28 protein-coding genes are annotated in these 26,704 nt (G+C 59.2%); 8 read left to right on the forward strand and 20 right to left on the reverse strand.

What is annotated here, in order from left to right; genetic code table 11:
• Position 1: 1 nt before the first annotated feature.
• Positions 2–451, reverse strand: coding sequence for a 50S ribosomal protein L11 (gene rplK / locus ACR0C9_RS09990; RefSeq protein ID WP_010440985.1), 450 nt, complete (start codon positions 449–451; stop codon positions 2–4).
• 215 nt (positions 452–666) lie between these two features.
• Between rplK and ACR0C9_RS09995 the strand changes: the two genes are divergently transcribed.
• From ACR0C9_RS09995 to ACR0C9_RS10005, 3 genes are all read left to right on the forward strand, one after another.
• A complete protein-coding gene (locus ACR0C9_RS09995) occupies positions 667–987 on the forward strand; it encodes a hypothetical protein (RefSeq protein ID WP_480780924.1) in 321 nt (106 codons plus the stop codon).
• Between the two features lie 132 nt (positions 988–1,119).
• Entirely contained in the window at positions 1,120–1,599 is a 480-nt protein-coding gene (locus ACR0C9_RS10000; RefSeq protein WP_480780925.1) for a hypothetical protein, read from the forward strand.
• Positions 1,600–1,823: 224 nt separating this feature from the next.
• Positions 1,824–2,342, forward strand: a complete 519-nt coding sequence (locus ACR0C9_RS10005) for a trimeric intracellular cation channel family protein (RefSeq protein ID WP_480627309.1) — start codon at positions 1,824–1,826, stop codon at positions 2,340–2,342.
• Positions 2,343–2,418: 76 nt separating this feature from the next.
• Here ACR0C9_RS10005 and nusG read toward each other — a convergent pair whose 3' ends face one another.
• The 11 genes from nusG to ccoN form a co-directional block, all read right to left on the reverse strand.
• The gene (gene nusG, locus ACR0C9_RS10010; protein ID WP_152459924.1) at positions 2,419–2,952 is read right to left on the reverse strand and encodes a transcription termination/antitermination protein NusG; all 534 of its coding nucleotides are present in this window, start codon (positions 2,950–2,952) and stop codon (positions 2,419–2,421) included.
• A gap of 189 nt (positions 2,953–3,141) precedes the next feature.
• Positions 3,142–3,339 (reverse strand): preprotein translocase subunit SecE, encoded by a 198-nt coding sequence (secE, locus tag ACR0C9_RS10015; RefSeq protein WP_050605011.1) that lies wholly within the window; start codon positions 3,337–3,339, stop codon positions 3,142–3,144.
• Positions 3,340–3,440: 101 nt separating this feature from the next.
• Positions 3,441–3,599 (reverse strand): cbb3-type cytochrome oxidase assembly protein CcoS, encoded by a 159-nt coding sequence (gene ccoS / locus ACR0C9_RS10020; RefSeq protein ID WP_170455067.1) that lies wholly within the window; start codon positions 3,597–3,599, stop codon positions 3,441–3,443.
• A gap of 6 nt (positions 3,600–3,605) precedes the next feature.
• The gene (locus tag ACR0C9_RS10025) at positions 3,606–5,783 is read right to left on the reverse strand and encodes a heavy metal translocating P-type ATPase (protein WP_480780926.1); all 2,178 of its coding nucleotides are present in this window, start codon (positions 5,781–5,783) and stop codon (positions 3,606–3,608) included.
• A 4-nt stretch (positions 5,784–5,787) separates the two neighbouring features.
• Entirely contained in the window at positions 5,788–6,246 is a 459-nt protein-coding gene (locus ACR0C9_RS10030) for a FixH family protein (RefSeq protein ID WP_170624520.1), read from the reverse strand.
• Entirely contained in the window at positions 6,243–7,676 is a 1,434-nt protein-coding gene (ccoG, locus tag ACR0C9_RS10035) for a cytochrome c oxidase accessory protein CcoG (protein WP_480780927.1), read from the reverse strand. The genes ACR0C9_RS10030 and ccoG overlap by 4 nt, the downstream gene beginning before the upstream one ends.
• Positions 7,677–7,776: 100 nt before the next feature.
• Positions 7,777–8,652 (reverse strand): LysR family transcriptional regulator, encoded by an 876-nt coding sequence (locus ACR0C9_RS10040; protein WP_170455075.1) that lies wholly within the window; start codon positions 8,650–8,652, stop codon positions 7,777–7,779.
• Positions 8,653–9,061: 409 nt separating this feature from the next.
• Positions 9,062–9,925 (reverse strand): cytochrome-c oxidase, cbb3-type subunit III, encoded by an 864-nt coding sequence (gene ccoP, locus ACR0C9_RS10045; protein WP_170455077.1) that lies wholly within the window; start codon positions 9,923–9,925, stop codon positions 9,062–9,064.
• Entirely contained in the window at positions 9,922–10,125 is a 204-nt protein-coding gene (locus tag ACR0C9_RS10050) for a cbb3-type cytochrome c oxidase subunit 3 (RefSeq protein ID WP_170455079.1), read from the reverse strand. Before ACR0C9_RS10050 ends, ccoP begins: the two co-directional genes overlap by 4 nt.
• A 12-nt stretch (positions 10,126–10,137) precedes the next feature.
• Positions 10,138–10,866, reverse strand: a complete 729-nt coding sequence (ccoO, locus tag ACR0C9_RS10055; RefSeq protein ID WP_170455081.1) for a cytochrome-c oxidase, cbb3-type subunit II — start codon at positions 10,864–10,866, stop codon at positions 10,138–10,140.
• Positions 10,867–10,880: 14 nt separating this feature from the next.
• Positions 10,881–12,488, reverse strand: coding sequence for a cytochrome-c oxidase, cbb3-type subunit I (ccoN, locus tag ACR0C9_RS10060; RefSeq protein WP_170455084.1), 1,608 nt, complete (start codon positions 12,486–12,488; stop codon positions 10,881–10,883).
• Positions 12,489–12,684: 196 nt separating this feature from the next.
• On the opposite strand from ccoN, the gene ACR0C9_RS10065 reads away from it, so the two are divergent.
• Both ACR0C9_RS10065 and ACR0C9_RS10070 read left to right on the forward strand, forming a co-directional pair.
• Positions 12,685–13,524, forward strand: a complete 840-nt coding sequence (locus tag ACR0C9_RS10065; protein ID WP_170455085.1) for a universal stress protein — start codon at positions 12,685–12,687, stop codon at positions 13,522–13,524.
• Between the two features lie 201 nt (positions 13,525–13,725).
• Positions 13,726–14,133 (forward strand): hypothetical protein, encoded by a 408-nt coding sequence (locus tag ACR0C9_RS10070; protein WP_480627310.1) that lies wholly within the window; start codon positions 13,726–13,728, stop codon positions 14,131–14,133.
• A 48-nt stretch (positions 14,134–14,181) separates the two neighbouring features.
• Here the strand turns inward: ACR0C9_RS10070 and fnrL are convergent, their stop codons facing one another.
• A complete protein-coding gene (gene fnrL / locus ACR0C9_RS10075; RefSeq protein WP_480627311.1) occupies positions 14,182–14,925 on the reverse strand; it encodes a transcriptional regulator FnrL in 744 nt (247 codons plus the stop codon).
• A gap of 61 nt (positions 14,926–14,986) precedes the next feature.
• Between fnrL and hemN the strand changes: the two genes are divergently transcribed.
• Complete coding sequence (hemN, locus tag ACR0C9_RS10080; RefSeq protein WP_480780928.1) at positions 14,987–16,342, forward strand: oxygen-independent coproporphyrinogen III oxidase; 1,356 nt, start codon at positions 14,987–14,989, stop codon at positions 16,340–16,342.
• A gap of 214 nt (positions 16,343–16,556) precedes the next feature.
• Positions 16,557–18,485 carry an elongation factor G gene (locus ACR0C9_RS10085; protein ID WP_480586582.1) on the forward strand — a complete coding sequence of 643 codons (1,929 nt, stop codon included), beginning with the start codon at positions 16,557–16,559 and terminating at the stop codon, positions 18,483–18,485.
• 19 nt (positions 18,486–18,504) lie between these two features.
• On the opposite strand, the gene ACR0C9_RS10090 is transcribed toward ACR0C9_RS10085, so the two are convergent.
• The 6 genes from ACR0C9_RS10090 to ACR0C9_RS10115 form a co-directional block, all read right to left on the reverse strand.
• Positions 18,505–20,082 (reverse strand): ABC transporter ATP-binding protein, encoded by a 1,578-nt coding sequence (locus tag ACR0C9_RS10090; protein ID WP_480781015.1) that lies wholly within the window; start codon positions 20,080–20,082, stop codon positions 18,505–18,507.
• Between the two features lie 2 nt (positions 20,083–20,084).
• Positions 20,085–20,402: a hypothetical protein gene (locus ACR0C9_RS10095; protein WP_480780929.1), complete on the reverse strand. Its 318-nt coding sequence runs from the start codon at positions 20,400–20,402 to the stop codon at positions 20,085–20,087.
• On the reverse strand, positions 20,399–21,505 hold the full coding sequence (locus ACR0C9_RS10100) for an ABC transporter permease (RefSeq protein WP_170455097.1): 1,107 nt from the start codon (positions 21,503–21,505) through the stop codon (positions 20,399–20,401). Before ACR0C9_RS10100 ends, ACR0C9_RS10095 begins: the two co-directional genes overlap by 4 nt.
• The gene (locus tag ACR0C9_RS10105; protein ID WP_170455099.1) at positions 21,506–22,600 is read right to left on the reverse strand and encodes a microcin C ABC transporter permease YejB; all 1,095 of its coding nucleotides are present in this window, start codon (positions 22,598–22,600) and stop codon (positions 21,506–21,508) included. It lies immediately after the preceding gene.
• Between the two features lies 1 nt (position 22,601).
• The gene (locus ACR0C9_RS10110) at positions 22,602–24,512 is read right to left on the reverse strand and encodes an extracellular solute-binding protein (protein WP_480780930.1); all 1,911 of its coding nucleotides are present in this window, start codon (positions 24,510–24,512) and stop codon (positions 22,602–22,604) included.
• 170 nt (positions 24,513–24,682) lie between these two features.
• Complete coding sequence (locus ACR0C9_RS10115) at positions 24,683–25,198, reverse strand: c-type cytochrome (protein ID WP_170624701.1); 516 nt, start codon at positions 25,196–25,198, stop codon at positions 24,683–24,685.
• A gap of 120 nt (positions 25,199–25,318) precedes the next feature.
• On the opposite strand from ACR0C9_RS10115, the gene ACR0C9_RS10120 reads away from it, so the two are divergent.
• On the forward strand, positions 25,319–26,152 hold the full coding sequence (locus ACR0C9_RS10120; RefSeq protein WP_170455103.1) for a prephenate dehydratase: 834 nt from the start codon (positions 25,319–25,321) through the stop codon (positions 26,150–26,152).
• 60 nt (positions 26,153–26,212) lie between these two features.
• On the opposite strand, the gene ACR0C9_RS10125 is transcribed toward ACR0C9_RS10120, so the two are convergent.
• Positions 26,213–26,680 (reverse strand): SRPBCC family protein, encoded by a 468-nt coding sequence (locus ACR0C9_RS10125; protein ID WP_480627317.1) that lies wholly within the window; start codon positions 26,678–26,680, stop codon positions 26,213–26,215.
• Between the last annotated feature and the right edge of the window lie 24 nt (positions 26,681–26,704).

A 26,704-nucleotide genomic window follows, 5' to 3' on the forward strand; every position in this document is an offset into this window, starting at 1 on the left:
CTTACTTCACCTCGATGCCCATAGAGCGGGCCGAGCCCAGGATGATCTGCATTGCGCCTTCGACGTCGTTGGCGTTCAGATCTTTCATTTTGGCTTCGGCGATTTCGCGAACCTGCTTTGAGGTCACGGTTGCCACGGTCTCACGACCTGGGTTTTCCGCGCCACGAGGACGGTTACGCTTGCCGACCGGCTTCAGACCAGCTGCTTTTTTCAGGTAGTAAGACGCGGGCGGCGTCTTGATGTCCATGGTGAAGGACTTGTCCTGATAATAGGTGATCACGGTCGGGCACGGAGCGCCGGGCTCCATGTCTGCGGTCTTGGCGTTGAACGCCTTGCAGAATTCCATGATGTTGATGCCGCGCTGACCCAGAGCGGGGCCAACTGGCGGCGACGGGTTCGCCTGACCTGCAGGAACCTGCAGCTTCATTGTACCAGCAAGCTTCTTGGCCATTTGGTTTTCCTTTCAACTAAGGTGAAACGCGTTCCACCCAGATTATGTTGCGTGGTTCGGACCAGGATCGCGATCCCAGCAACCTCCCACGAGAGAATCTCGCCCGAAGACGATAGAGGCGGCATTTATAGGGGAATGGTGGGGTTGGCAAGAGCATTGCTTCGCAGCGTACTGGAATTACAGTGAGTAATAGTCGAATTTAAAAAATCATCCAAATGCACATTGCGCAGCGCATTCTAAAACTCATAGGCGGGCTTTTCTTGCTGTGGCTTGTCCTGTTTGGCGCAAGCATACATTTTGGCCTTAAAGCAATGTCAGAACAGGAAGAAGCTGCGAAAGAACAGAGAATTCAGAAACTCCGCCGTGAATGGCAAGAGCTATGCGCCGTCGAAGACTGCGCTCAATTTCCTGTTGGTTACATTACCTACAAATTCGGGCCGGATCTGTACTATTTCCCGACAATTGGCTTGATGACCGAAAAACCACCCACTTTCACCGGTGGACTTTTGCCAGGCAGGTATGTCGAACTGGACTAAGAGAACAACACCAGACGCTCTTTCTCAGACAGCGGCAGTTTCAAAGTCTCCAGCTGCTGTCACTATCTTCTGGCGTTCTATGGGCTTGCCACAGGCATTCCAAAAATTCTTCGCGATAGTAGGGGCCATCGAATGGTTTCAACCATAACAAATTTCAATTCTCATGATCACCCTTACGGCCACAACAAGATCGGCCGCTGGCTTGATTTTGAGGTCGACGAAACACCTTCAATCCAAGCGGTCATCCGCGCTGATCAACCGTCTTTCAACGACGATTTTTGGCTTCTCTATTCTGGTGAGCCAAATGAGAAAGGAGGAAGAGATTTACGACTGTTGTCAAAACGCCCATTGATCAATGATAGGCATATTCTAGGCATGTGTGACTCATTGTGCACATTTGCAACAGTTTCATTGAAGGAAGCGACTGGTGGGACACAGCCACATATAACTCTCAAATTGATGACAATACCCAGAGTGAAGTCTTGTAATCCGGGCGGCTCTTCATACGGATGCCCCCTCTCTCTGGAAGCATTCGAAGAAGTCCCGCGCTTATTGGCCGTGATTGACGAAATGTTCGAGGCTGCGAAGAAGAAACCCTCAGTAGAGAACTGACTTGCACCCAAAGCACTTTTGCTACTCACTCGGCACCAAAGCAAATGCTGCGGTACCCACCTGACGCGCCATTCCGGGCACCTGAGAAAAATAAACAACGGACACGAGGTCATGGACTTTCAATACCTGATCGGCCTGGTCGGCATGGCGGCCTTTGCAATCACCGCCGTGCTGGCGGTCGCCCCGCGGGGCATCGACATCTACAGCGCCTGCTTTTGGGGATCGTGACCGCGATTGGCGGCGGCACCATTCGCGACATGGTGCTGGATGCGCCGGTATTCTGGTCGATGGATCCGAACTATATCTGGGTGGCGCTCATCGCCAGTCTTGTGACCGTTTATGCCTACAGATTTGCCCGGCAGGAGTCTGTTTACCGCCTCATGCTATATACCGACGGCCTCGGCGTGGCGCTGTTTGCAATTCAAGGCGCAAACAAGGCCTGGGGGTTGGGGTTCGGCTTGCCGGTCGGGCCTGTGATCCTCGGGGTGGTTACGGCCGTTGGCGGCGGCATCATACGCGACGTGCTGGCCGGGCAACCCACATTGCTCATGAGCCGGGACATCTATGCGTTTCCGGTATCCGTCGGATGCGCCCTTTATGTCCTGCTGCTGTATCTGGTTCCGGAGCACTCGACCGTGTCAGGCGTCGTCTGCGCAACCTTGATTTTCGCCATGCGGGCCGCCGTCATTCGCTGGGACCTGCGATTGCCCGACTGGGTGATGGTTCAGGCCAAACGCAGCTAAAGACTGCTTGGTCTACAAACAAAAAAACGCCACGAGCCCAAGCATCGCGGCGTTTCAAAAATCGTTGAGAGCCAGCTTAGCTCTGCTTCGTGACCTGAGTGAAATCCAGTTCCACCGGCGTTTCCCGACCAAAGATCGAAACCGAGACCTTCAGCTTCTGGTTCTCGTCGTCCACGCCTTCGACCATGCCGTCGAAATCCTCGAACGGGCCGTCGTTGACCTTGACCTTCTCACCTACTTCGAACGAGATCATCAGTTTTGGCGCTTCTTCGCCTTCCTGAACGCGGTTGAGGATCTGGTTCACCTCGGCGTCGCGCATCGGCATCGGGCGGCCCTGCGGGCCCAGGAAACCGGTGACGCGGTTGATCGAGTTGATCAGGTGATAGCCCTGATCGGACATTTCCATATGCACCAAAACGTAGCCGGGCATGAAGCGGCGTTCGGTCGTGACTTTCTTGCCCCGGCGCACCTCGATCACCTCTTCGGTGGGCACCAGAACCTCGTCAATGTCGTCCTCAAGGCCCTGTTCAGCCACCGACGTGCGGATCTGCTCTGCGATCTTCTTTTCGAAATTCGAAAGAACGCTGACCGAGTACCACCGTTTCGCCATGAACCTGTCGTCCTTGTTTGCCGTCAGGGCGGTGCAAGCGCCCTTCATTGAAATTCTATCGCGTGACCCGGAATAAAAAGCGGCGCGCAACCTGATTCGCCGCACGCCCATTCCGAATAGTCATGTCACCTACTCTGACACGCCGTGCTGTGCAAGGGGGCAGTGGCGTTTCCGCCCACCCGAACCGGCTTAGCTGAACGCGCCCAGGATCAGTTGCAAGCCGCCGCGAATACCCAGATCGACCAGAGCGAAAAACACAGCCGTCAGCGCCGCCATGATGAACACCATGACCGTGGTCAACAGCACCTCACGCCGGGTCGGCCAGACGACCTTGGAGACTTCGGCACGGACTTGCTGAATGAACTGGATCGGGTTGGTGGTGGCCATGTGGCTTGATCTCTCTGCTAGCGGATAGGCCGGACATAGCCGGGCATTGCGGCAATTTCAAGGGCGGTTCGGATCAACTCTGCCTGGGCGATGCGGCCCGGTTACGGCTTGGGCTTGTCGTCCCATTCATCGCTAAGGATGCGGCGGGCATCGCCCTCGGGGTCCTCGTACTGGTTCGAGCGCACAGTGTAGACAAACGCAACCAGGCCAACGCCGCCCAGAAACAGGGAAATCGGGATCAGATAGGCCAATACTTCCATTCGGGGTCACCTCAGCCGCTGGGCGTTCAGGGATACGGTAATGGACGAGGTCGACATCGCCAAGGCTGCGATCAATGGCGTTGCCAGCCCGATCACGGCCAACGGAACGGCGACCACGTTATACACGGTGGCAATGCGGAAATTCTCGCGAATCCGTTTGGTGGCTTTGACGGCGGTGTCGCAAGCGTCCGCAATGGGCGACAGATCGGTGCCCAGCAGAACGATATCCGAGGCGACCCGAGCCGCATCCAATGCCGAGGCCGGAGAGATCGAGACATGCGCTGCAGCCAGCGCCGCCGTGTCATTCAGACCATCGCCCACCATCAGGACATGCCCTCCCTGATCGCTGAGCTCCTGAATGCGCGCCGCTTTGTCCTGAGGCAGCGCCTCGGCAATCCAGTTTTCGATACCCAGCTTATCGGCCAAGGCCTGAACGGCACCTTTGGAATCACCCGAGATCAGGATGATCTGCTTGCCCGACCGCGCAAACGCCTCGACCGCTTCTGCTGCGCCGGGGCGCAGGGCGTCCGAGAATGTGAAGGGCACGGGTGGGTTTGATCCGACGGAAAGCCAGGCCGAGGTCTGAGCCCCTTGCGCCCCGCCAACCCAGGCCGCGCGGCCCAATCGGACACGCTGATCGCGATACAGGCCTTCTGTGCCATATCCGGGTACTTCGACGATTTCTTTCACTGCGGCAGGTTTGACCCCGGCGGCACGCGCCGCCTGCGCCAATGCGACCGAAAGCGGGTGGCCTGATGCCTCGGCCAAGGCCAACGCAATTTCCAGGTCAGCGCGGGAATGGTCGCCCAGATTGGTCAGTTCCGGCGCGCCGGAGGTCAGCGTACCAGTCTTGTCGAACACGACCGTATCGACCTCGGCCAGACGTTCCAGAGCGGTGGCGTGTTTGATCAGCATCCCCTTGCGGAACAACCGCCCCGAGGCGGCTGTCGTCACCGCAGGCACAGCCAGCCCCAAGGCGCAGGGGCAGGTGATGATCAACACCGCCGCCGCGATGTTCAACGCGGTGCGCAGATCGCCGGAATAGATGTACCAACCAACGAAGCTGAGTGCCGACAGAATGTGAACGCCCGGCGCGTAAAGCTTGGCTGCCTTATCCGCCAGCGACGTGTACCGGGACCGCCCGGATTCCGCGATCGCAACCAGATCGGCCATCCGGTGGAGTGAGGTATCTTCGCCCACCGCCGTGGCGCGGATGGTCAGCGGGCCGGTCAGGTTGACCTCACCCGCGCTGACGCTCTGGCCTGCGTCGGCAAAGACCGGCAGGGTTTCTCCGGTCAGCAAAGACCGGTCCAGTTCGGACCGGCCCGAGACGATCTGGCCGTCCACCGGCATGCGCCCACCGGGCCGCACAAGGATCAGATCGCCCACGGTCAGGGCTGACACGGCAACCTCTTCCTCGACCCCGTCGATCACGCGGATGGCGCGCGGCACCTCAAGAGCGGTCAGTTCCTCGGCCGCGGACCGTGCGGCGGCGCGGGTCCGGTAATCCAGATACCGCCCGGCCAACAGGAAGAAGGTCAGGGTCAGAGCAGCGTCGAAATAGGCATGTTCACCGCTCAGGGCCGTTTCCCAAAGGGACGTCATCAAAGCCAACAGGATGGCCAGCACAATCGGTACGTCCATATTCAGGCGACGAACCCGCAAGGCCGACCAGGCATTGGTAAAGAACGGCTGCGCCGAAAAGGCAATGGCAGGCAAGGCAATGGCGGCTGAAATCCAATGGAACATGTCGCGCGTCGCGTCCGCCGCCCCTGACCAGACCGAAACCGACAACAACATCACGTTCATCGAGGCGAAACCGGCCACCGCCAGCCGCATCAGCAAATCCCGACCCGCCTTATCCGCGCTGGTTGCGGACAGGGCGCCCGGATCCAGCTCATGCGCCTCATACCCGGCGCGTTTCAGCACCGGGATCAGCTCCGCCGCCCGCGTCTCGGGCGCGGCTTTGATCATGGCGCGTTTCAGGGTCAGGTTGACCCGCGCATCCTCGACACCCGGATGCGCGTTCAATGCGCGTTCGACATTCGCAATACAGGCCGAGCAGTGGATGCCCGGCAAGGACAGCGCAATCTGAACATCCTCGGGGATTGGGCGCGCTGGTTCTGCCGGGGTCGCAATGCACCCCGGGCAAGCCGCCGTTCCGGATGTGATTTGCGCCGTCACTCCGTTAACCTTTCACATAAAGTGGTACGCGCTGTGTGAACTCGGCCCCTGCATGATCGCGTGCCACAAGGCGGATATTCCAATTCCCCTTGCCCAGCGTCGCAGGCGTCGCATAGGCGATACCGTCAAAGGTAAAATCCGGCGAGAAATCATCCTTTACATGGGTCGCGCGACCCACGACCGCCTGCAATTCGGCCACCTGAACCGGGGCACCCGTGGCATCGGTAATGTGCAGGATTAGCAAGCCACCCTTGGTCTCGGCCCGGACCTCCCAGCCCAGCGCCTGTTGTTCCTTCAACCGCTCATTGAATTCCTGGCTGGCGACGTAAGAGTTCTTAACCTCGAGCCCCGGAAAGGTTTTCACCGCGTTATAGGCCAGCAGCAGGTTCACGGCGATAATCACCCCAAAGGCGCCGACGAAAACCGCCAAAGCGTGTTTCCCGGTGAATTTGCGCTCTGTCATGATCCGTTCCCTCGGCCATTGAACGTGGTGTCTTTGTAGGCGCGCTCGCCGCTGGTGATGTCTTCGACCCAAATCCGAACCGGCGTCGTTTCCGCTCCCGCTGGGCCAGCATCGCGAGAGGCGGTGATGTACACGCGCACCAACTGTGCTGTGTCGGCCGTGACATTCACAGTATGCAGGTTTTTGCCTTCAATCTCCAATCGCATCGACGGATCACCGGCAAGCGACAGGCTGAACAGGCGGTCTTCGCCGTGTTTGTTGCGCAGACGCACATCATAGGTGTTCCGGATGGTGCCGTCGGACAAGGTCACGAAGGTCGGGTTGCGAACAGGTGCAACCGTCAGATCAATATCGGACCGGATGAACAGCGCGAACAGCAATGCGAACCCAACCAGTGACCACAGCGCCGTATACATGATCGTCCGGAACCGCAGGATGTGCTTCCACACATTCTTGGGCGGCTTACCCGAGCGTTCGTTGGCCTCATCGCTCAGCGCCATATAGTCGATCAACCCACGCGGTTTGCCGATCTTGGTCATCATGTCATCACAGGCGTCGATGCACAGCGCACAGGTGATGCATTCCAACTGCTGGCCATCCCGGATGTCGATCCCCACGGGGCAGACATTCACGCAGGCCATGCAGTCGATGCAATCGCCCAACTCGGAATCGGCAGTGCGTTTGCCTTTACCGCGCGGCTCACCCCGCCATTCGCGGTAGCCGACGACCAGAGTGTCTTCGTCCATCATCGCGGCCTGAATGCGCGGCCAGGGGCAGGCATAGATGCAGATTTGTTCACGGGCAAAACCGCCAAACAGGAAGGTTGTACCTGTCAGGATCAGCACGGTCGTGTAGGCCACGGGGTGCGCATTGCCGGTGACCAGATCGCGCAGCAATGTGGGCGCGTCGGCGAAGTAGAACACCCAGGCCCCGCCGGTTGCGAGGCCGATCAGGAACCAGGCCGTCCACTTCGTCAGCCGCAGCCGCGCCTTACGGAAGTCCATTTTTTCCTGCCGGTGTAGGCGCAATCGCGCGTTTCGATCCCCTTCGATCCAGCGCTCGACCAGAATGAACAAGTCGGTCCAGACCGTTTGCGGGCAGGCATAACCGCACCAGACGCGACCAAGGGCCGAGGTAAACAGGAACAACCCAAGACCGGCCATGATCAAAAGCCCAGCCACAAAGTAAAACTCATGCGGCCAGATCTCGATCCAGAAGAAATAAAACCGCCGGTTGGCCAGATCCAGCAGCACCGCCTGATCCGGCAGGCTGGGCCCGCGATCCCATCTGATCCACGGGGTCACATAGTAGATACCCAGCGTGACAATCAGGATGATCCATTTCAGGTTCCGAAACGGGCCGGATACGCGTCTTGGGAAAATCGGCTCGCGCGCGGCATACAAGCTGGGGGCGGGATCGGAATCGCTCACTGGCTGGCTCCAAATGGGTCTTCTGCTAGCGTCTTCTTCCAGATCATGTCCGCGCAAACTTTGACATGGGTCAAAACGCGCATCGAACAAACATCTTTTATCACATGCTACCAGATTGCCGCTTCAACCAGGTCACAAATGTCTTCACAGCGGGCCTAAGCGGCGTTTTTGCAGTTAAAACATGGTATCCGCTGAGTTCGGGCTCGGCATACAGCTCGATCAGACGCCCGGCGCGGATGTCGTTTTCGACGAAATGTCGCACCGTTGCGGTGACGCCCTGACCGGCTCGCAACCCGTCCAGCAGCAGGTTTCCGGGCAAAGACATACGCCCGGCCAAAGGCGGATGAGCCACACCACGCTTGGCAAGCCATGTGGATGCCTCGGTTGTGCCCAACTCCTCCAGCCAGGGCAAATGGGCCAGCTCTTCGGGCGTCCAGCTGGTTTTGCCCCCCAACAGGCCAGGGGCGGCGACGACGACAAAGGGTGTTTCCAGCAACATCTCGGACTCGACACCCGACCATCCGCCCGCCCCGTAGCGGATCGCGACATCGACCCCGCCGGGCGTCAAAGCGACCAGATGCGGCGAGGGGTCAATCGCCAGGTTGATCTGAGGGTATTCGGCCTGAAACGCCGGCAGACGCGGCATCAGCCACGACGCCGCAAAACTTGAGGTCAGCGATACGTGCACCGGACGCGCCTCGCCCGATTTCATAAGCTCTTCCACAACGGTGCCGATGGATTCAAAACCCAGATGCAGCGCGCGGGCCAGCTGTTCGCCTTCGGCGGTCAAGGTCAGGGATTTGCCGTCACGCTGAACCAACGCGACGCCCATGTGTTTCTCAAGCGCGCGCAATTGCTGACTTATGGCAGCATGGCTAACATTCAAGGCCTCGCCAGCCTGAACGACGCCGCCCCTCTCTGCAAAAGCAGAAAAGGCCCTTAGCGAGGCCAGCGGGGGTAGTTTCAGCCAATTCACGTGTAATCCCTGCTTACATTTTGGAACGCTAATTGGTTCGCATTTTTTGCCGGAGAACACAATCTTGTTGTTATCCGCAACACCGCGACAGGAGGGAACCCATGCTCTCGATTTATGCCAAAGCGATATTGAACGCGACCAGACTGCACCAACCGGCAACCGCCCCTGCCCCGCACTCAGAGGCAAAGCCAAAGTTGATCGCCTTGCCGCCGGTGGGTCATCCTTTGTCGAAACACGCGCCCAGATCGGTTCAGAAAGACACAAGCAGGGTTCTGACACATCTGCCCTCGGGGCAGTCCTGTCCTCAGACGTGAAATAGGCACCGGCTGTTCAGGAAACGCGCGAACAGATGGAACAGCCGGTGCCGGGACCTGTGGGCAGCGAACCGCCCGCAGGTATTCTTTTGCGCTTACTGACCGCCGCCCAACTGGTGGACGTAAGCGGATACGGCGCGGATCTGCGCCTCGGTCAGGCGGGTATCCCAGTTCGGCATCACGCCGAAACGGCTATAGGTCACGGTCTCGGTCAGCGCCTCTTCGCTGCCGCCGTACAGCCAGATCGCATCCGTCAGGTTCGGAGCGCCCTGGAACATGTCACCTTGACCGTTTTCGCCGTGACAGGCCGAACAGTTGTCTTCGAACACAACCTTGCCCGCCTGTGCAGCCGCATCGTCGGTCTGCGCGTTGGTCAGCGACATGACGTACTGAACCACCTGGGTGATCTCTTCCTTCTCAAGGAGCTCACCAAAGGCCGGCATCTCGGAATAGCGCGCATCGTCGCTTTCTTCGTTCCGGATGCCATAGCTGACGGTAAAATGGATATCCTCCATCGTGCCGCCCCACAGCCATGCGTCATCCAGCAGGTTCGGGAAGCCCGGCGCGCCCTGCGCACCCGAACCATGACACTGCGCGCACCAGGTACGGAACACGGCGCTGCCCGCGTTGACGGCATATTGCTGAAGCTCAGCATCCTTCGAGATATCGTCGAGCGGCGTATCCACCAATTGGGCGTTCAAAGGCGCGTTGGCCTCTTCAAACGCGACCAGTTCCTTTTGCACCTCAGCGCGCGAGGACCAGCCCGTCACACCCGCCGTTGCCGATTGCACAAGCGGCCAGGCCGGATACATGATGGTGTAGATCACGCCCCAGAAGATCGTGGCGTAGAAGGTCCACAACCACCAGCGGGGCATCGGGTTGTCGAATTCCTCGATCCCGTCCCAGCTGTGACCGGTTGTATTCGGATCGCCCGGCTGTTTTTCAGGTGTCTTGCTCATGGCCGCGCCTCCTTGGGTGTGGCGGGTTTGTCTTGCTGGGCGGGGGCATCGGAGTGCCGGAACGGGATGTTGGCGGTGTCCTTGTATTCCTTGCTGGCACCGGGGCGGAAAACCCAAACCACGATGCCAAGAAAGAAGGTGAACAGCAGCAGCAGCATCCAGCTATCCGCGAATTGCCGTAAGAGTGTATATTCTTCCATCATACCCTCCTGTTATCGACTGGCTGCCGGGGTGAAGGTCGAGAAATCGACCAGCGTGCCCAGCATCTGCAGATAGGCAATCAGCGCATCGGCCTCGGTCAGATCAGACTGACCGTCGAAGTTGCGCACATTGACCTTGTCGCCATAACGCTCCAGCAGCCCGTCATAGTCGCTGTCCGGATCAGCCTGCGCGCGGAAGTCGGCCACGGCGTTTTCCAGCATTTCTTCGGTGTAGGGCGTGCCGACCACGGCGTTTGCCGCCATGATGTCGCCGATATATTCACCGTCGATCTTGCGACGTTCCAGGAAGCCGTATTTCGGCATCACCGATTCTGGCACCACCGATTGCGCATCGCGCAGGTGGCGCACATGCCAGTCGTCCGAGTAACGGCCACCGACGCGAGCCAGATCAGGCCCGGTACGCTTGGACCCCCACTGGAACGGGTGGTCATACATCGATTCAGCCGCCAGCGAGTAGTGGCCATAGCGTTCGACCTCGTCCCGCATCGGCCGGATCATCTGGCTGTGGCAGACATAGCAGCCTTCGCGCAGATAGATCTCGCGTCCCGCCATTTCGAGTGGGGTGTAAGGGCGCATGCCCTCCACCTTTTCGATGGTGTTCTCAAGATAGAACAGAGGTGCGATCTGTACGATGCCACCGATGGTCACGACCAGAAAGCTGAAGATCAGCAGGAGGGTCGCGTTGGTCTCGAGGATCTTATGTTTGTCGAGAATTGCCATTGCTCCGGCCCTCCTTATTCAGCCGGGACCGCGACGGTCAGGCTGGCCTCACGGGCCGGCGCTTTCCGCACAGTCATCCACAGGTTGTAGCACATGATCACCGACCCAGCGAGGAACATGACCCCACCCAGACCGCGCACCACATACATCGGGAACTTGGCCGCCACGGTGTCGGCGAACGAGTTCACCAGGAAGCCGTTGGCATCCACTTCGCGCCACATCAGGCCTTCCATGATACCGGTCACCCACATCGACGCGGCGTAGAGCACGATGCCGATGGTGGCGAGCCAGAAGTGCCAGCTGACCATCTGCAGCGAGTAGAGACGCTCGCGCTTCCACAGGACAGGCACCAGGAAGTACAGCGCACCGAATGTGATCATGCCGTTCCAGCCCAGCGCGCCGGAATGCACGTGACCAATGGTCCAGTCGGTGTAGTGAGACAGCGAGTTAACCGCGCGGATCGACATCATCGGACCTTCAAAGGTGGACATGCCGTAGAAGCCGACCGAGATCACCATCATCCGGATCACCGGGTCGGTGCGCAGCTTGTCCCACGCGCCCGACAGGGTCATCAGGCCGTTGATCATACCACCCCAGGACGGCATCCACAGGATGACCGAGAACACCATGCCCAGCGTCGAGGCCCAATCCGGTAGCGCGGTATAGTGCAGGTGGTGCGGACCGGCCCAGATATACAGGAAGATCAGCGCCCAGAAGTGGATGATCGACAGCTTGTAGCTGAACACCGGACGTTCGGCCTGCTTCGGGATGAAGTAATACATCATGCCCAAGAAACCGGCGGTCAGGAAGAAGCCCACGGCGTTGTGGCCGTACCACCACTGGATCATGGCGTCTTGCACACCAGACCAGACGATGACCGATTTCGAACCCCAGATGCTGACCGGGATGGTCATGTTGTTGACCAGGTGCAGCATGGCGACGGTGACGATGAAGGCCAGGTAGAACCAGTTTGCCACGTAGATATGGGGCTCTTTCCGCTTGATGATCGTGCCCAGATAGACCGCCAGATAAGCGACCCAGACGACGGTCAGCCACAGGTCAACATACCATTCCGGCTCGGCATATTCCTTGGACTGGGTTCCGCCCAGAACGTATCCGGTAGCAGCCAGCACGATGAACAGCTGATAGCCCCAGAACACGAACCACGCGAGGTTTCCACCCCACAGCCGTGCGGCGCTGGTACGCTGAACCACATAGAACGAGGTTGCGATCAACGCGTTGCCGCCAAAGGCAAAAATCACCGCCGAGGTGTGCAGCGGACGCAGCCGCCCGAAGTTCAGGTATCCCTGCGCCCATTCGAAATTGAGCGTCGGAAAGGCCAGCTGGAACGCAATAAAGGTCCCTGCAAGGAACCCGACCACGCCCCAAAAGGCGGTTGCGATCACGCCGTAGCGGATCACGTCATCCATGTACTCGCCCGAGCGATCAGTGAGAATATCTGGCTCATCCGTGTTTCGAAGCGTCCAGATGAACAGACCGCCGGCGATGACCATCACCAGAATCGCATGCACCTGATACGCCAAATCGCGTGCATAATTGGACCCGATCGCGGCAAATACCACGACCAGACCAAGCACGATCAGCTTGATGTAATTCGACATATTGCGTCCCTTTACCGTGCCCCGCGCAATTTGCGTGCCGCGCAGAACCTTTTTGACTGTTTGCTGTATTGAAGAAATGCAGCCTGGGCTGCTTTGATCTGAGTCAAGACAGACACCCGTTTTCTATGACACGCATACCTCTATGAATGGGTTATCTGGTCGCAGGGGACCGTTGACCCCAAGTCAAGAGGTCGACATGGCGTATAAATCTCTTCTCACAATTATGACCGAAACACAGGGCGCACAGGCCACGCTTGCCCAGTTGGCGGCTCTGGCCGAAGCGCAGGATGGTCATGCCGAGGCCCTGTGTTTGGGCGTCGATCGCAGTCAGACAGGCTATTACTATGCCGGGGCAAATGCGTTGATCCTTCAGGAAACGCTCAGCCGGGCCAATGCCGAAGCGGATGAGCTGCTGGCCTTCGCTAAGGAGTATCTGCGAAAAACCGGGGCCCGCTGGTCAGCCGAAAGCGGTGTGGCCCAGATCGCGGATATTGGCCGCCATGTGGCACATCGGGCGCGGTTTTCGGATCTGGTCGTGTTGCCGCATCCTTACGGTGAGGATCGCGGCGCCGAGGCCGAACCGATTATCGAAGCCGCCATGTTCGAAGGCCACGCGCCTGTGCTGGTCGTCCCGAATACCGCCCGTCCGATGTCGGTGCCCAAGCGCATCATGATAGCGTGGAACGAAAGCATCGAGGCGATGCGCGCCGTGCGCCGCGCCCTGCCCTTCCTCAAGGCGGCTGATGTGGCCCGTATCGTGGTCATCGACCCGCCGCGCCACGGGCCTGACCGGTCCGATCCCGGCGGGATGCTGTCCCAGATGCTGGCGCGGCACGGCGTCAAATGCGAGATCGAGGTGCTGAGCAAGACAATGACCCGCGTCTCGGACATTCTGAACCGGCACGCGATGGATACGGAATCCGACATGATCGTCATGGGGGCGTATGGCCATTCCCGCTTTCGCGAAGCGATCCTTGGCGGCGCAACACGCAACATGCTGGAACAATCCGCCGTCCCGGTTTTTCTGGCCCACTGAACCACGCTGCGGGCCTGGAGCTTTGAAAGCTGCATCAAGTACGACCGGCTGCAGGTTCGGGCGCACATGAACGTACAACCGTTTCGCGGCACCTTCTGTCACACGGGCTGCCGCCTCTTCACATGCCCGCTAGTGCGGTGAAACGATACTGGCGTGGTGCGCGGACACTCCCTACCTCGGTTTCAAATCGACGGAGGCACAATGCGCACCTTTATCCCAACCCTTGCCGCTGCGGTCATCCTAGCTGTTCTCATCGGCGCAGATGTCGCCAAACCTCTGGGCGCTCACCCATGGTGGTCACAGAAGACGCTGCTGTTTGGCGCGCCGATCGGGCTGATCCTTGCAACCCTGCTTGCACGCGTGTCGGTTCCGGTAACAAGGCTAGCTGTTGCCGTGGTGCTCACAGCGCTCGCTTTTGGTGTTGCAAAATACGGTCAGACCCAATTCGCCGCCTCATATGCCGAAGATGCCCTGGCGGGTAAGCTGTGGTACTTCGGATGGATCGCGGTCGGAGCCACTGCGGCATCCCTGTTGACCTTCCTGATGCAGATGACCCTGCCTGGATCCGCTGGTCGAACGCCATCAGGCTCGGGCAGCAAGATCAGCTAGGCCAAAGCGAACCCAATCGGGTCTAGCCAACGCGGGTGCCTGATCTGGTCAGACCAGGAACCCACCATCCGAATCGTCCCCGGCCTCATCCATCAATCGGGCCATGTCAGGAATAGTCACGTGGCGTTTGCCTTCCAACGCAATCACCCCGTCCTTTTTCAGGGCCGAGATCTGACGGCTGACCGTCTCAAGCGTCAGACCTAGGTAGTCGGCCATCGCCTCGCGGGTCAGGGGCAGGTCAAAGACAATCGCCTCCGACAGCCCCTTTTGCGTGATCGAGGCATCGCGACGCGCAATGATCGACAACAGGCTGGCGATCTTTTCCCGCGCGGTTTTGCGCCCCAGAACCAGCATCCACTCGCGCGCGGCGTCCAGCTCGTCCAATGTCATCTGCAACAGGCGATGCGCGATATGCGGCGTCGCGTTCATCAGATCCTCGAACGGTTTCTTGCGAAAGCAGCACATCACCACGTCCGTGGTGGCCTGAACGTCATAGGCCGCGGCGTCGCGCCCCGGTCGACCCACAAAGTCACTGGGCAGCAAAAGACCCACCATCTGGGTCCGGCCATCCTCCATCGTTTGGGTCAAAGAGGCGATTCCCGACACGACCGAGCCGACAAAGTTCATCTGATCGCCTGACCAGATGATCGTCTGTCCCGCCTCGAAACTGCGGTAATACTTAATCTCTTCAAGGGCTTCCAACTCATCCGTATCACAGCGTGCACAGACCGCCCGGTGACGAATCGGGCAGTCTTCGCAATTGGCGTGATCGAACTGTGCTTTAATTGTCATGCGCGTTCCCACTTGATCTCTGTCAAAGCAGCCAAGTCGTTGGCCTCATAAGGTTATCGTCATGATAGATAAATCACAATTGGCAAGGCTTGGACTATTTGACGCGAAAGTGCCGCGTTACACGAGCTACCCAACCGCCCCCCACTTCAGCAATGACGTGGGGGCTGACCTTTATGGCGACTGGATTTCCGCAATAAAACCCGGAAGCGCCGTCTCGCTGTATATCCACGTTCCCTTCTGCCGCCGGCTGTGCTGGTTCTGCGCCTGCCGCACGCAAGGCACGCAGACGGATAACCCGGTTATTGCCTATGTGGATGTTCTGAAGGCCGAGCTGGACTTGCTGGCCGCGCGCCTGCCAGACGGCGTCGTGCTGTCGCGCCTGCATTGGGGCGGTGGAACGCCAACCTTGCTGAACCCGGACCTGATGCGCGAACTGGCGCAGCATATCCTGGGCATTGTGCCGATGGGCCCGGATGCCGAGTTCTCGGTCGAAATCGACCCGAACGAAATTGACGATGCGCGTCTGGACGCCCTGGCCGAGGCAGGCATGAACCGCGCCTCGATCGGTGTGCAGGATTTCGATGATGAGATTCAAAAGACCATCGGGCGCATTCAAAGCTATGACACCACCCGCGAAGCGGTCGACATGATCCGCGCGCGCGGCATTACCAGCCTGAATGCCGATATTCTGTACGGCCTGCCCCATCAGACCAAGGCCCGCATGACCGAAAGCGTGCAGAAGCTTCTGTCGCTCAGCCCGGACCGCGTGGCGCTTTATGGCTATGCCCACGTGCCGTGGATGGCCAAGCGGCAGCAGCTGATTCCATCAGACGCGCTGCCGACGCCCGAACAACGGCTGGACCTGTTTGATACGGCCCGACGCCTGTTCATGTGGGACAATTACGCCGAGATCGGGATCGACCACTTCGCAACACAGGAAGATGGCCTGACCCGGGCTTTGAACGCGGGGCAGTTAAAGCGCAACTTCCAGGGCTATACCGACGATCAGGCCGAGGTTTTGATTGGGGTTGGTGCCAGTTCGATCTCGCGCTTCCCGCAGGGCTACGCACAGAACAATCCGGCGACCTCGGCGCATACCAAGGCGGTTCGCGACGGGCGGTTTTCAACCTCGCGCGGGCATCTGTTCAAAGCTCAGGATGTGCTGCGCGCCCGGCTGATCGAAGCGCTGATGTGCGATTTCAAGATCAACTCGGCCGAGATTCTGCGCAACTACGACGTCACCGCCCAAGAGTTGCGCGACATGTACAGCGCGGCGAATACGGCTTTTGACGGGTTGCTGCGCATCACCGAGGACGGGCTGTTCATCCCGCCCGAAGCCCGCGCCCTTACCCGGATGATCGCGCGGACCCTCGATGCCTACGACCTCAGCAAGGCCGGGCATAGTTCCGCCATCTGACCCAAAGACCGCGGGCGGCTTTTCCGCCCGCCTCGCGAGATTTCGAACAGGGGCTTGACGCAAGGCTTCTGTTTTCTCCACACTTGGGGTGTGGCCCGTTAAACTGGTCCGCAATTCGAGGCAGGCAAATTCGCAGACATCCCGTGCCGACGCTTTTGCGTTCGACATCCTCATTCGTGCAGCCACTCTGCAACCTGAAAGAGGGACAGCACATATGCGCGTTTTCACCGTCCTGGGCCCCAGTCAATCGGGCAAATCCACTCTGGTCGAGGCCATCAGCCGCCTCGACGGGCGCCCCACAACATTCGACGTATCGGGAACCGTGCATTTGCACGGTTTTTCTTACTTGGACGAACCATGGTGCGCGGTTGACGTTGATGGCGGCGGCGATGCGCTGGCTTATGTCGGTCCGGCCATGGCAATCTCGGACGCGGCAGTTGTCGTCGTGCCACCCGATCCGGACGCCGCTGTGCTGTGTGCGCCGTATCTGAGATTGGTCGAAGAGGCCGGCATCCCCTGCTTTCTGTTCATCAACCGGATGGACAATCCCAACGGCCGCATCCGCGACATTATCGCGGCACTGCAAACCTATTGCACCAATCACATCGCATTGCGCCAGGTTCCGATCCGCGAAGGGGAAACGATCATCGGTGCGGTCGATCTGATTTCTGAACGCGCGTGGAAATATCAGGAAGGCCAACCCTCGGCGCTGATCGAATTGCCGCAATCGGTCGAGGATCGCGAGCAGGAGGCCCGCACCGAATTGCTGGAAACCCTGTCCGATTTCGATGACAACCTGCTGGAGCAACTGATCGAGGACAAGCAGCCCCCCAGCGCCGAGGTCTATGACCTCGCCGCGCAAGTCCTGCAGAACCACCAGCTGATCCCGGCCTGTCTGGGGGCCGCAAGCCATGGCAATGGCCTGACCCGGTTGATGAAAGCCCTGCGGCACGAGGCGCCTGAGTTTGATATCGCCGCCGGGCGTGACGAAGCCGCAGACAATGCCCGCGCAATCGCAGGCTTTGCTGATGTTAAGAAACATATCGGCAAGATCACCGTGCTGCGTGGCCTGGGCGACGGCGTCAAAGCGCACGAGGCGTTGGGCGGCGAAACCGTGGGCAACCTGACCACGCTGGACGCGAAAACCCAGATCAATGCGTTGGAGGCCGGGCAGATCGGTCTGGCGGTCAAATCCGATCACCTGAATCCCGGTTTTATTTATGACAGCCGTGCGGCAACACCGTTGCCGGATTGGGCCGCGTCGCACCCGGTTGCGCACCGGCAGATCGTCTCGCCCGCGCATGAACGCGACGACGTGCGCCTGTCCAACGCCCTGACCCGACTGGTCGAAATCGATCCGGGGCTTCAGATGGAGCAGGATGAACTCAGCGGTCATTCCGTTCTGGGCTCGCAAGGGCCACAGCATATGCGGCGGGTGACGGCGAAGCTGTTAGAAGATTTCGGCATCGAAATCGAAACCAGCGCGGTTGAAACCGCCTATCGCGAAACCATCCGCACGCAGGTGGAACACCGGCATCGGCACCGCAAGCAATCCGGCGGGGCCGGACAATTTGCCGATGTGGTCATCTCGGTCGCGCCGCTGCCGCGCGGGTCGGGCTTTCAGTTCGAGGAAATCGTCAAGGGCGGGGCCGTGCCGAAGAACTATATCCCGTCGGTCGAACACGGGGCCAAGGACGCGCTGGTACAGGGCCCCGAAGGCTTTCCGGTTGTGGATGTCAAAGTCACACTCAGCGACGGAAAGCACCACAATGTCGACAGTTCGGACTATGCCTTCCGCACCGCAGGCAAGAACGCCGTCCGCGAGGCCCTGCCCGAAGCCAAACCCGTGGTCCTGCAACCGATCCTGACCGCCGAGATTCACCTGCCGTCGGATTTCGTCGGCGATCTGGTGCCCACGATCAGCACGCTGCAAGGGCAGGTTTTGGGGTTCGAGGGCAATCCAAACGCCTCGGGCTGGGAGATCTTCAATGCGCAGCTTCCGGCCGTTGCACAGGATGAGCTACACCGCACCCTCGCCAGCGCCACGCGCGGGACCGGTTGGGTCAAGCTCAGCTTTGATCATTATGAGGAGCTGCGCGGACCGGTTCCCAAACCCGCCGACCGGGAAAAGGCCAGCGCCTGAGAAACGCGTCGGGCGGGCGTCAGCCCGCCGCCGCAATCAACTCGCGCGTATAGTCTGTTTGCGCGTTTTCAAACAGGTCTTCTGCCGCGCCCATCTCGATCACGTCACCGTTGCGCATGACGACGACATTATGGGACATGGCGCGCACAACCTTCAGATCGTGGCTGATGAACAGATAGGCCAGCCCGTATTTCCGCTGCAGATCGCGCAGCAAATCGACGATCTGAACCTGCACCGTCATGTCCAGCGCGCTGGTCGGTTCGTCCAGAACCAGCAGTTTCGGGCGCAAAACCATGGCCCGCGCAATCGCGATGCGCTGACGTTGCCCGCCCGAGAACTCATGCGGGTAGCGATCCATCGACGCCGGGTCCAGGCCCACTTCGGTCATCACTTCGGCCACCAATTCGCGCGGGGCGCGATGGGGATCGACCTTATGGATGGCCAGCCCCTCGGCGATGATCTGCTGGCAGGTCATGCGCGGGCTGAGGCTGCCGAACGGGTCCTGAAACACGATCTGCATATCCTTGCGAAGTCGCCGCAACTGCCGCGTGGACCAGCGGCGGACGTTCTGGTCGCGGAATGTAATACCGCCTTCTGACGCAATCAGCCGCATGATGGCCAGCGCCAATGTGGTCTTGCCCGAGCCACTTTCGCCGACGATCCCCAATGTCTCACCCGCCCGGACGCTGAGCGTGGCGTCATTGACGGCCTTCACATGACCCACGGTGCGTTTCAGGAAACCCCGCTGGATCGGGAACCAGACTTTCAGATGGTCCGTGCGCGCGACCTCTTCTGCGTCATATGCAACAGGGTCCGGTTGGCCCGAAGGCTCAGCCGCCAGCAGCTTGCGCGTATAGGGGTGCTGCGGGTTGTCGAAAATCTCAGCCGTGACGCCGGTTTCGACAATTTCGCCATCCTTCATCACGCAAACCCGGTCAGCGATCCGACGGACGATCCCCAGATCATGGGTGATGAATAGCATCCCCATATTCTCGGATTTCTGCAATTCGGCCAGCAGTTCGAGGATCTGCGCCTGAATGGTGACGTCCAACGCCGTTGTCGGCTCATCCGCGATAAGGATATCCGGCTTGTTGGCCAGCGCCATCGCGATCATCACACGCTGTCGCTGTCCGCCGGACAGTTGATGCGGATAGCTGTCCAGACGTTCTTCGGGGTCACGGATACCCACCTTGGTCAGTAGCTCGACAATCCGATCCCGCGCCGCGTCGCCCGATATCCCCTGATGCAGCGCAAGCGATTCCGCCATCTGTTTCTGGATCGTGTGCAGCGGGTTGAGCGAGGTCATCGGCTCCTGAAAGATAAAGCTGATGTCATTGCCGCGCACACCCATCAGCGTGTCCTCGGACGCGCCGATCATCTCCTGCCCGTCATACTGCACCGAGCCTTCGACAATCGCGCTGTCGCCCAGCAAGGACACCGTGGACAGGGCCGTCACGGATTTCCCGGACCCGGATTCACCCACCAAGGCGACTGTTTCGCCCCGATCCACGGTGAAGGAAACGCCTTTGACGGCCGCTGATACCTGCCCGTCCTGCCGGAACGAGACTTTCAGGTCCTGCACATTCAACAGCGACATTTTCATACGCTGATCCCCCCAAGCGCTGCGTGCGTGAAACCCACCCATACGGCACCGAGCATCGCGCCGACCTGCAGCCAGGTCGGGAAAGACCGTTTCGTTGCAAAGATGACCGCGCTGGCGATCAGAACGGCTGTACCCGGCCCGAACAGCACCAGGAAAAACAGGCCAAAGACGTCGTATTGAAACGGGCCGTGGGGGTGCGTGGTAAAGAACTCCCAGCCGAGCCCACCCAACACCAGAATGATGTATCCCAATGCCACTAGCCCCGCGACAAGGATGAGGCGTTCCATCGGCCTGTTGATCACCTTTTCGGTCATGAGAACGTCTTTCTGGGATCAAACGCATCGCGGACGCCTTCGAAAATGAAGACCAGCAGCGACAGCATGATGGCAAAGGTGAAGAACGCGGTGAAGGCCAGCCACGGGGCCTGCAGGTTCTGTTTCGCCTGCAAGGTCAGCTCGCCCAGTGACGGGGCCGAGGATGGCAGGCCGAAGCCCAGAAAATCCAGCGACGCCAGACCACCGATGGTGCCGGTGACGATGAATGGCATAAAGGTCAACGTGGCGACCATTGCGTTGGGCAGCATATGGCGGAACATGATGGTCATGTTGCCCACACCCAGCGCGCGTGCGGCACGAACATATTCCAAATTGCGCGCCCGCAGGAATTCGGCCCGCACAACGCCCACAAGTCCGGTCCAACTGAACAGGATCATCAACGCCACAAGCAGCCAGAAACTTCGCCCCAGAATGGCGAACATGATGATGATCACATAAAGCGACGGGGTCGCCGACCAGATCTCGATTATGCGTTGGAAGATCAGATCCAGCCAGCCGCCAAAGAACCCTTGAATCGCGCCCGCGAATATCCCGATCAGACTGGCCGCACCGGTGACAATCAAAGTGAACAGGATCGACAGGCGGAAGCCGTAGATCACGCGGGCCAGAACGTCTCGCTTGGTGTCATCCGTTCCCAGCAGATTCTGCCCGTTGGGCGGCAACGGGGCCGCGCCCGGGCGATCAACGCTCGTGTTGTAGGAATACGGGATCAGCGGCCAGATGGCCCAGCCGCGTTCGAACCCGTCGGCCTCAAACGTGCCCGCATCAATCTGTTCGATAATACCCTCGGGATCGTCAAAGCACGCATCCAGACCACCGCTGTCGATCAGACACATCACCTCGGGGTCGCGATAGATCGCTTCGGTCTGGAAATCTCCGCCAAACTCGGTTTCGGCGTAGAAGTTGAAGATCGGCGTATAGAACTCGCCCTGGTATTTCACCAAGATCGGTTTGTCATTGGCGATGAACTCGGCAAACAAGGACAGCCCGAACAGGACCGAGAAGATGAGCAGCGACCAGAACGCCCGGCCATTGCGCCGGAAATTGCGCCAGCGGCGCTGATTGAGGGGAGAAAGCGCCATCTACCCCTCCCGCTTTTCAAAGTCGATACGCGGGTCGACAAGGACATACATCAGGTCACTGATAATGCCGACGACCAGCCCCATCAGGCCAAAGATGAACAGGGTGCCAAAGATCACCGGATAGTCCCGCGCCACGGCGGCCTCGAAACCCAGCCGTCCCAGCCCGTCCAGCGAAAAGATCGTCTCGATAATGATCGATCCGCCGAAGAACACACCAATGAACACCGCCGGGAAACCGGCGATCACAATCAGCATCGCGTTGCGGAAGACATGGCCATACAGCACTTTTCCTTCGCTCAGCCCCTTGGCGCGGGCGGTCATCACGTATTGCTTCTTGATCTCATCCAGAAACGAGTTCTTGGTCAGCAGCGTCAACGTCGCAAAGGCCGAAATCGTCAACGCAATGATCGGCAAAGCGATGTGCCAGAAGTAATCCGCGATCTTGCCAAACAGGCTGAGGCTGTCCCAATTGTCCGAAGTCAGCCCCCGCAGCGGGAAAATCTGCCAGTAAGAGCCGCCAGCAAAAAGAACCAGCAGCAGGATCGCAAAGAGGAACCCCGGAATGGCATAGGCCACGATAATGGTTCCGCTGGTCCAGGTGTCGAATGTTGACCCATCCTTTACGGCTTTTCGGATGCCCAGCGGAATGGACACCAGATAAGCGATCAGCGTCGACCACAGACCCAGCGAGATCGATACCGGCATTTTCTCAAGCACCAGGTCAATCACACTGATCGAACGAAAGTAACTCTCGCCGAAATCCAGCGTCAGGTAGTTGCCCATCATGTTCAGAAACCGTTCGAGCGGCGGCTTGTCGAAGCCGAATTCTTTTTCCAGTTCGGCGATGAATTCGGGCGGCAGACCACGAGCGCCGACATACTTGTCGTCGAATACGCCGCCTGCGGGCTCGGCCCCGGCGCCCGCATCGCCGCCGCCTGCGAACCCGGCGAACACGTCCCCCTGCCCTTCGATCTGAGCAATGATCTGTTCGACCGGCCCGCCAGGCACGAATTGCACCAGCGTGAAGTTGACCACCATGATGCCCAGCAAGGTCGGGATGACCAAAAGCAGGCGTCTTAGAATATAGGCGCCCATCTTAACGCAGCGCGCCTTTCGCTTTCAGCGCGGCTTCTTTCTCGGGGTTGATCCACCACAAATCCAGATGACCAAGCGAGTAAGGTGGCAGGTTTTCCGGGTATTCATACATGTCGTAATAGGCCGTCCAGTAGTCCGCGATATATCCCACGGGGATTACGAAGAACTCATACCGCAGTGCCCGATCCAGCGCCATAAGGGCTGTGTCCTGATCTGCCTGATTGTCCGTCTCGAATGACGCGTTGATGATTGCATCAACCAGCGGGCTTGCCAGTCCCGCAGGGTTGAACAAGCTAAAGGCCGCTTCCTCGGACCCGTACATCTGCAGCAAGCCGCCGCCGGTCGAGAGGAACGTGCCATACCGGGTCGAATACACCATGTCATAGTCGCGTTCCCGGCTGCGCAGGGTGTATTGGGCCGGATCGACCTTTTCTGCCGACGCATCAACGCCCAGCGCCTGAAGGTTCTGCACATAGGTTTCGATCATCGTAGCTGTCGATGTGGGCAAATTCGATGGGTAAGGGATATTTACCTTCAGGGTCTGCCCCTCGGCGTTTCGGCGCAGGTTGCCATCGCCAACCGGCCATCCCGCTTCGTCCAGCATCTTGGACGCCTTGCGCAGATTGCGACGGTCGTTCAGCCGCGCCGAATTGGATTCATGCGCCATGATCGCCGGTTCGGACAAAAAGTCCGCAGGTACGACATCCCCCAGCGTTTCCAGAAACGCCAGTTCATCCCCTGTGGGAACATCCTGCGCCTCCAACGGCGTGCCTTGGACAAAGGAACTGCGAGGTGAGTTCAGACCGAACAGCAGGGATTCGTTTGCCCATTCGAAATTGAACGCCAGCGCCAGCGCCTTACGTACGTTTTTGTCTGCAAACTGCGGTTTGCCCAGATTGAACACAAAACCAGACGGGGTCGGCGGGCTGCCATCCGCGATCTCATCCTGCACAACCGAACCTTCGGTCAGTTTGGGGAAATCATAGCTTGTCGCCCAGAGCTTGGGATCGCTCTCGATCCGGATCGTGTATTCACCGGCCTTGAAGCCTTCGAAGGCTGCGGTCTGGTCTGCGAAGTATTCGACGCGAATGGTGTCGAAGTTGTTTCGCCCAATATTGAACGGCAGATCCTTGCCCCAGTAATCGTCACGCCGTTTGTACACGATCCGACGGTTAATGTCGTAGCTGTCCAGTTTATACGGACCCGACCCAACGGCCACTTCCAGGCGGGGTTCGTCCAAACGGCGCGAGTCGTCCGCCTCGAACCAGGCTTTCGAAAACACCGGTGTGGCCCCAACGGTTTCGATCAAGCTGCGCCGCGTCACTTCGGGGTTAAACGTGAATTTGACCGTGTGGTCGTCCAACGCCTCGGCCCCCGTGACCATGCGCCCTACCGCTTGCGCGTATGACGGCAACCCCTGTTCGATGAACAGACGGTGGCTGTAAACCACATCCTCGGCCGTAACCGGCGTGCCATCCCAGAACATCGCCTCGGGCCGAAGGTGGAAAATGACGTAGTTTCGGCCTTCGTCATATTCCAGGCTTTCCGCAAGGACGCCATAATACTGGCCCACACTGTCATCTGCACTTTCGAACAGGCGATCATACTGAATGGTGGTCAAGGCTCCGCTACGGCCTTTGCGCGAATAAGGGTTCAGCGAGTCGAATGTTCCAGACGCCGCCAATGACAACTCTCCGCCTTTCGGCGCATCCGGATTGACGTAGTTCAGATGCGGATAATCGGCCGGATAGTTCAGATTTCCAAAGTAGGAATACCCGTGGCTGCGCGTGATGTTCTCGTCATTCGCCTGCGCAATTCCTACCGATCCAAAAGCGGTGGTTGCCATCATTCCCAGAACCGCCCCCCAATGCCGAACGGTCATCTCGCGCGAAGCAGGCAGGAGGGGTTTCATATGGCTCGTCCTCTGGATCGTTGTCATCTTCTATGTCGGTCCGGCTAGCTAAATCGCCAGCCTTGGATGATTCAAGTTTAGAATGCGTGAACGCTTTGTGAAGATTTTCGGCACAAAAAAAGCCGCTGCACAAGGCAACGGCTTTGGGATTTTCACATTCGTGAGGGCAATCAGTTGCCGATGGTCTGCAGGTAAGCAATCACATCCGCGCGCTCTTGCGGCTTTTTCAGGCCCGCAAAGCTCATGGTCGTGCCCGAGATATAGTCGCTGGGGCGTGTCAGGAACGCGTCCAGGGCTTCGGGTGTCCAGTTGCCGCCATGCGCAAGCATGCCTGCCGAGTAACCGCCAAAACCCTCGGCCGTGCCCAGCGGACGGTCCACTACGCCGTACAGGTACGGGCCGGTGCCGTTTGCGCCATCTTCCAGCTTGTGGCACGCGGTGCACTTGCGGAAGACTTTTGCGCCTTTTTCGACGTCGGCGGCGGCCAGCAGATCCTCGAATACCACCTCTTCGCCGTCGGCGCTTTCGCCCGAACTTTCGGTTTCGATGATATATGCGGCCTGCGCATCACCGTGGCCACCATGCGAATGGTAAAGGATGTCGCCACCCCATTTGGCAAGAAGCAGCACCAGGAAAGTGCCGAACAGGCCTGCTGCGGCCTTGGTAACTGTCATCGTGTCGAACATTGATCGCGTGTCCATTTCAGCTGTCTGTGCAGGTGTCTAAGGCTTCCCCTGACGAGAGGCAAGGTATAGACACCGCGACGAAACGCCCAATTCTGGAACTTGTTGCACGGAATCGACCAAATGACCAATCGCATTGCTTTTCAAGGCGAACCCGGCGCCTACAGTCACGAGGCCTGCCGCAACGCGCGCCCGGAAATGGAGGCTCTGCCCTGCCGCACCTTCGAGGATGTGATCGAATCGGTCCGCTCGGGCGAGGCTGATCTGGCGATGCTGCCGGTGGAAAACACGACCTACGGGCGGGTGGCCGATATTCACCGGCTGTTGCCGCACAGCGGTCTGCATATCATCGAAGAGGCGTTTGTTCGGGTTCATATCAACCTGCTCGCTGTGCCGGGTGCAAAACTGGAAGACATCACCGAGGCGCACTCGCATCTTGTGCTGCTGCCCCAATGTGCAGGGTTCCTGCGTGAACACGACATTCGCGGACGCGTCAGCCCCGATAACGCACGTGCCGCGCGCGAAGTGTCCGAGGCCGGTGACATTCATTCCGCCGCGCTGGCCAGCGAACTGGCCGGAGAGATTTACGGCCTGAACGTCTTGGCCCGCCATATCGAGGATCACGGCGACAACACCACGCGCTTTTTGCTGATGTCCCGCCAGGCCGACCTGTCTCGCCGGGGGGCGCATGAGATGATCACCAGCTTCGTGTTTCAGGTGCGCAACATCCCGGCCGCGCTGTACAAGGCCATGGGCGGCTTTGCCACCAACGGCATCAACATGACCAAGCTGGAAAGCTACATGCTGGATGGCTCGTTCACGGCGACGCAGTTCTACGCAGACATCGTCGGGCACCCGGACGACCGGAACGTGCAACTGGCCATGGACGAGCTTGAGCACTTTACAACCAATGTCGAGATCCTGGGCGTCTACCCGGCAGCGCAACCGCGCGGTTGATGCGGGGTTGTCACGGTCGGGATGAATTGAATTCTGACCGCCGGAACCGCGAACCGCGCCCTAAGCCCCGTGCTTGTGGCGCTGCTCCAACTCGCGGGCAAACTCGCCCAAGCGGATCTGAAACTGTTTGCGGAACCGGGCCTGACCCAGCTTCATCGATTGCAGCAACAGCCGGGCGGGCAGGGATTTGGCGCTGAGCGACATTTCAACGCTCAGGCGGGTTCTGCGTTGTGACAGGGCCAGAAAATCAACCGTGGTGATGCCGCTCATACCTTTGCTGTTGGCTTCGAACCGCATTTGCGCGGGGCGGTCGCAATCGGTCATCACCACCGACATCTGACGCGGTTTGCCGCGCAGTTTGAACTCGGTCTCCCAGGTGGTCCCGGCCTCGACCGGGGCGTCTTGGGTCGTGCGCCGAACATCGATGCCGCGCCGCATGGCCATACGCTCGAACCGTTCGAAATCGGCAACCATTTCGAATACCGAATTGATCGGGGCTTCGATATCTTCGCGCGCTGAAAACTGCATGTCTGCCTTTGCTGCCTTTTGTCC

The sequence above is a fragment of the Ruegeria sp. C12 genome (assembly GCF_056537745.1).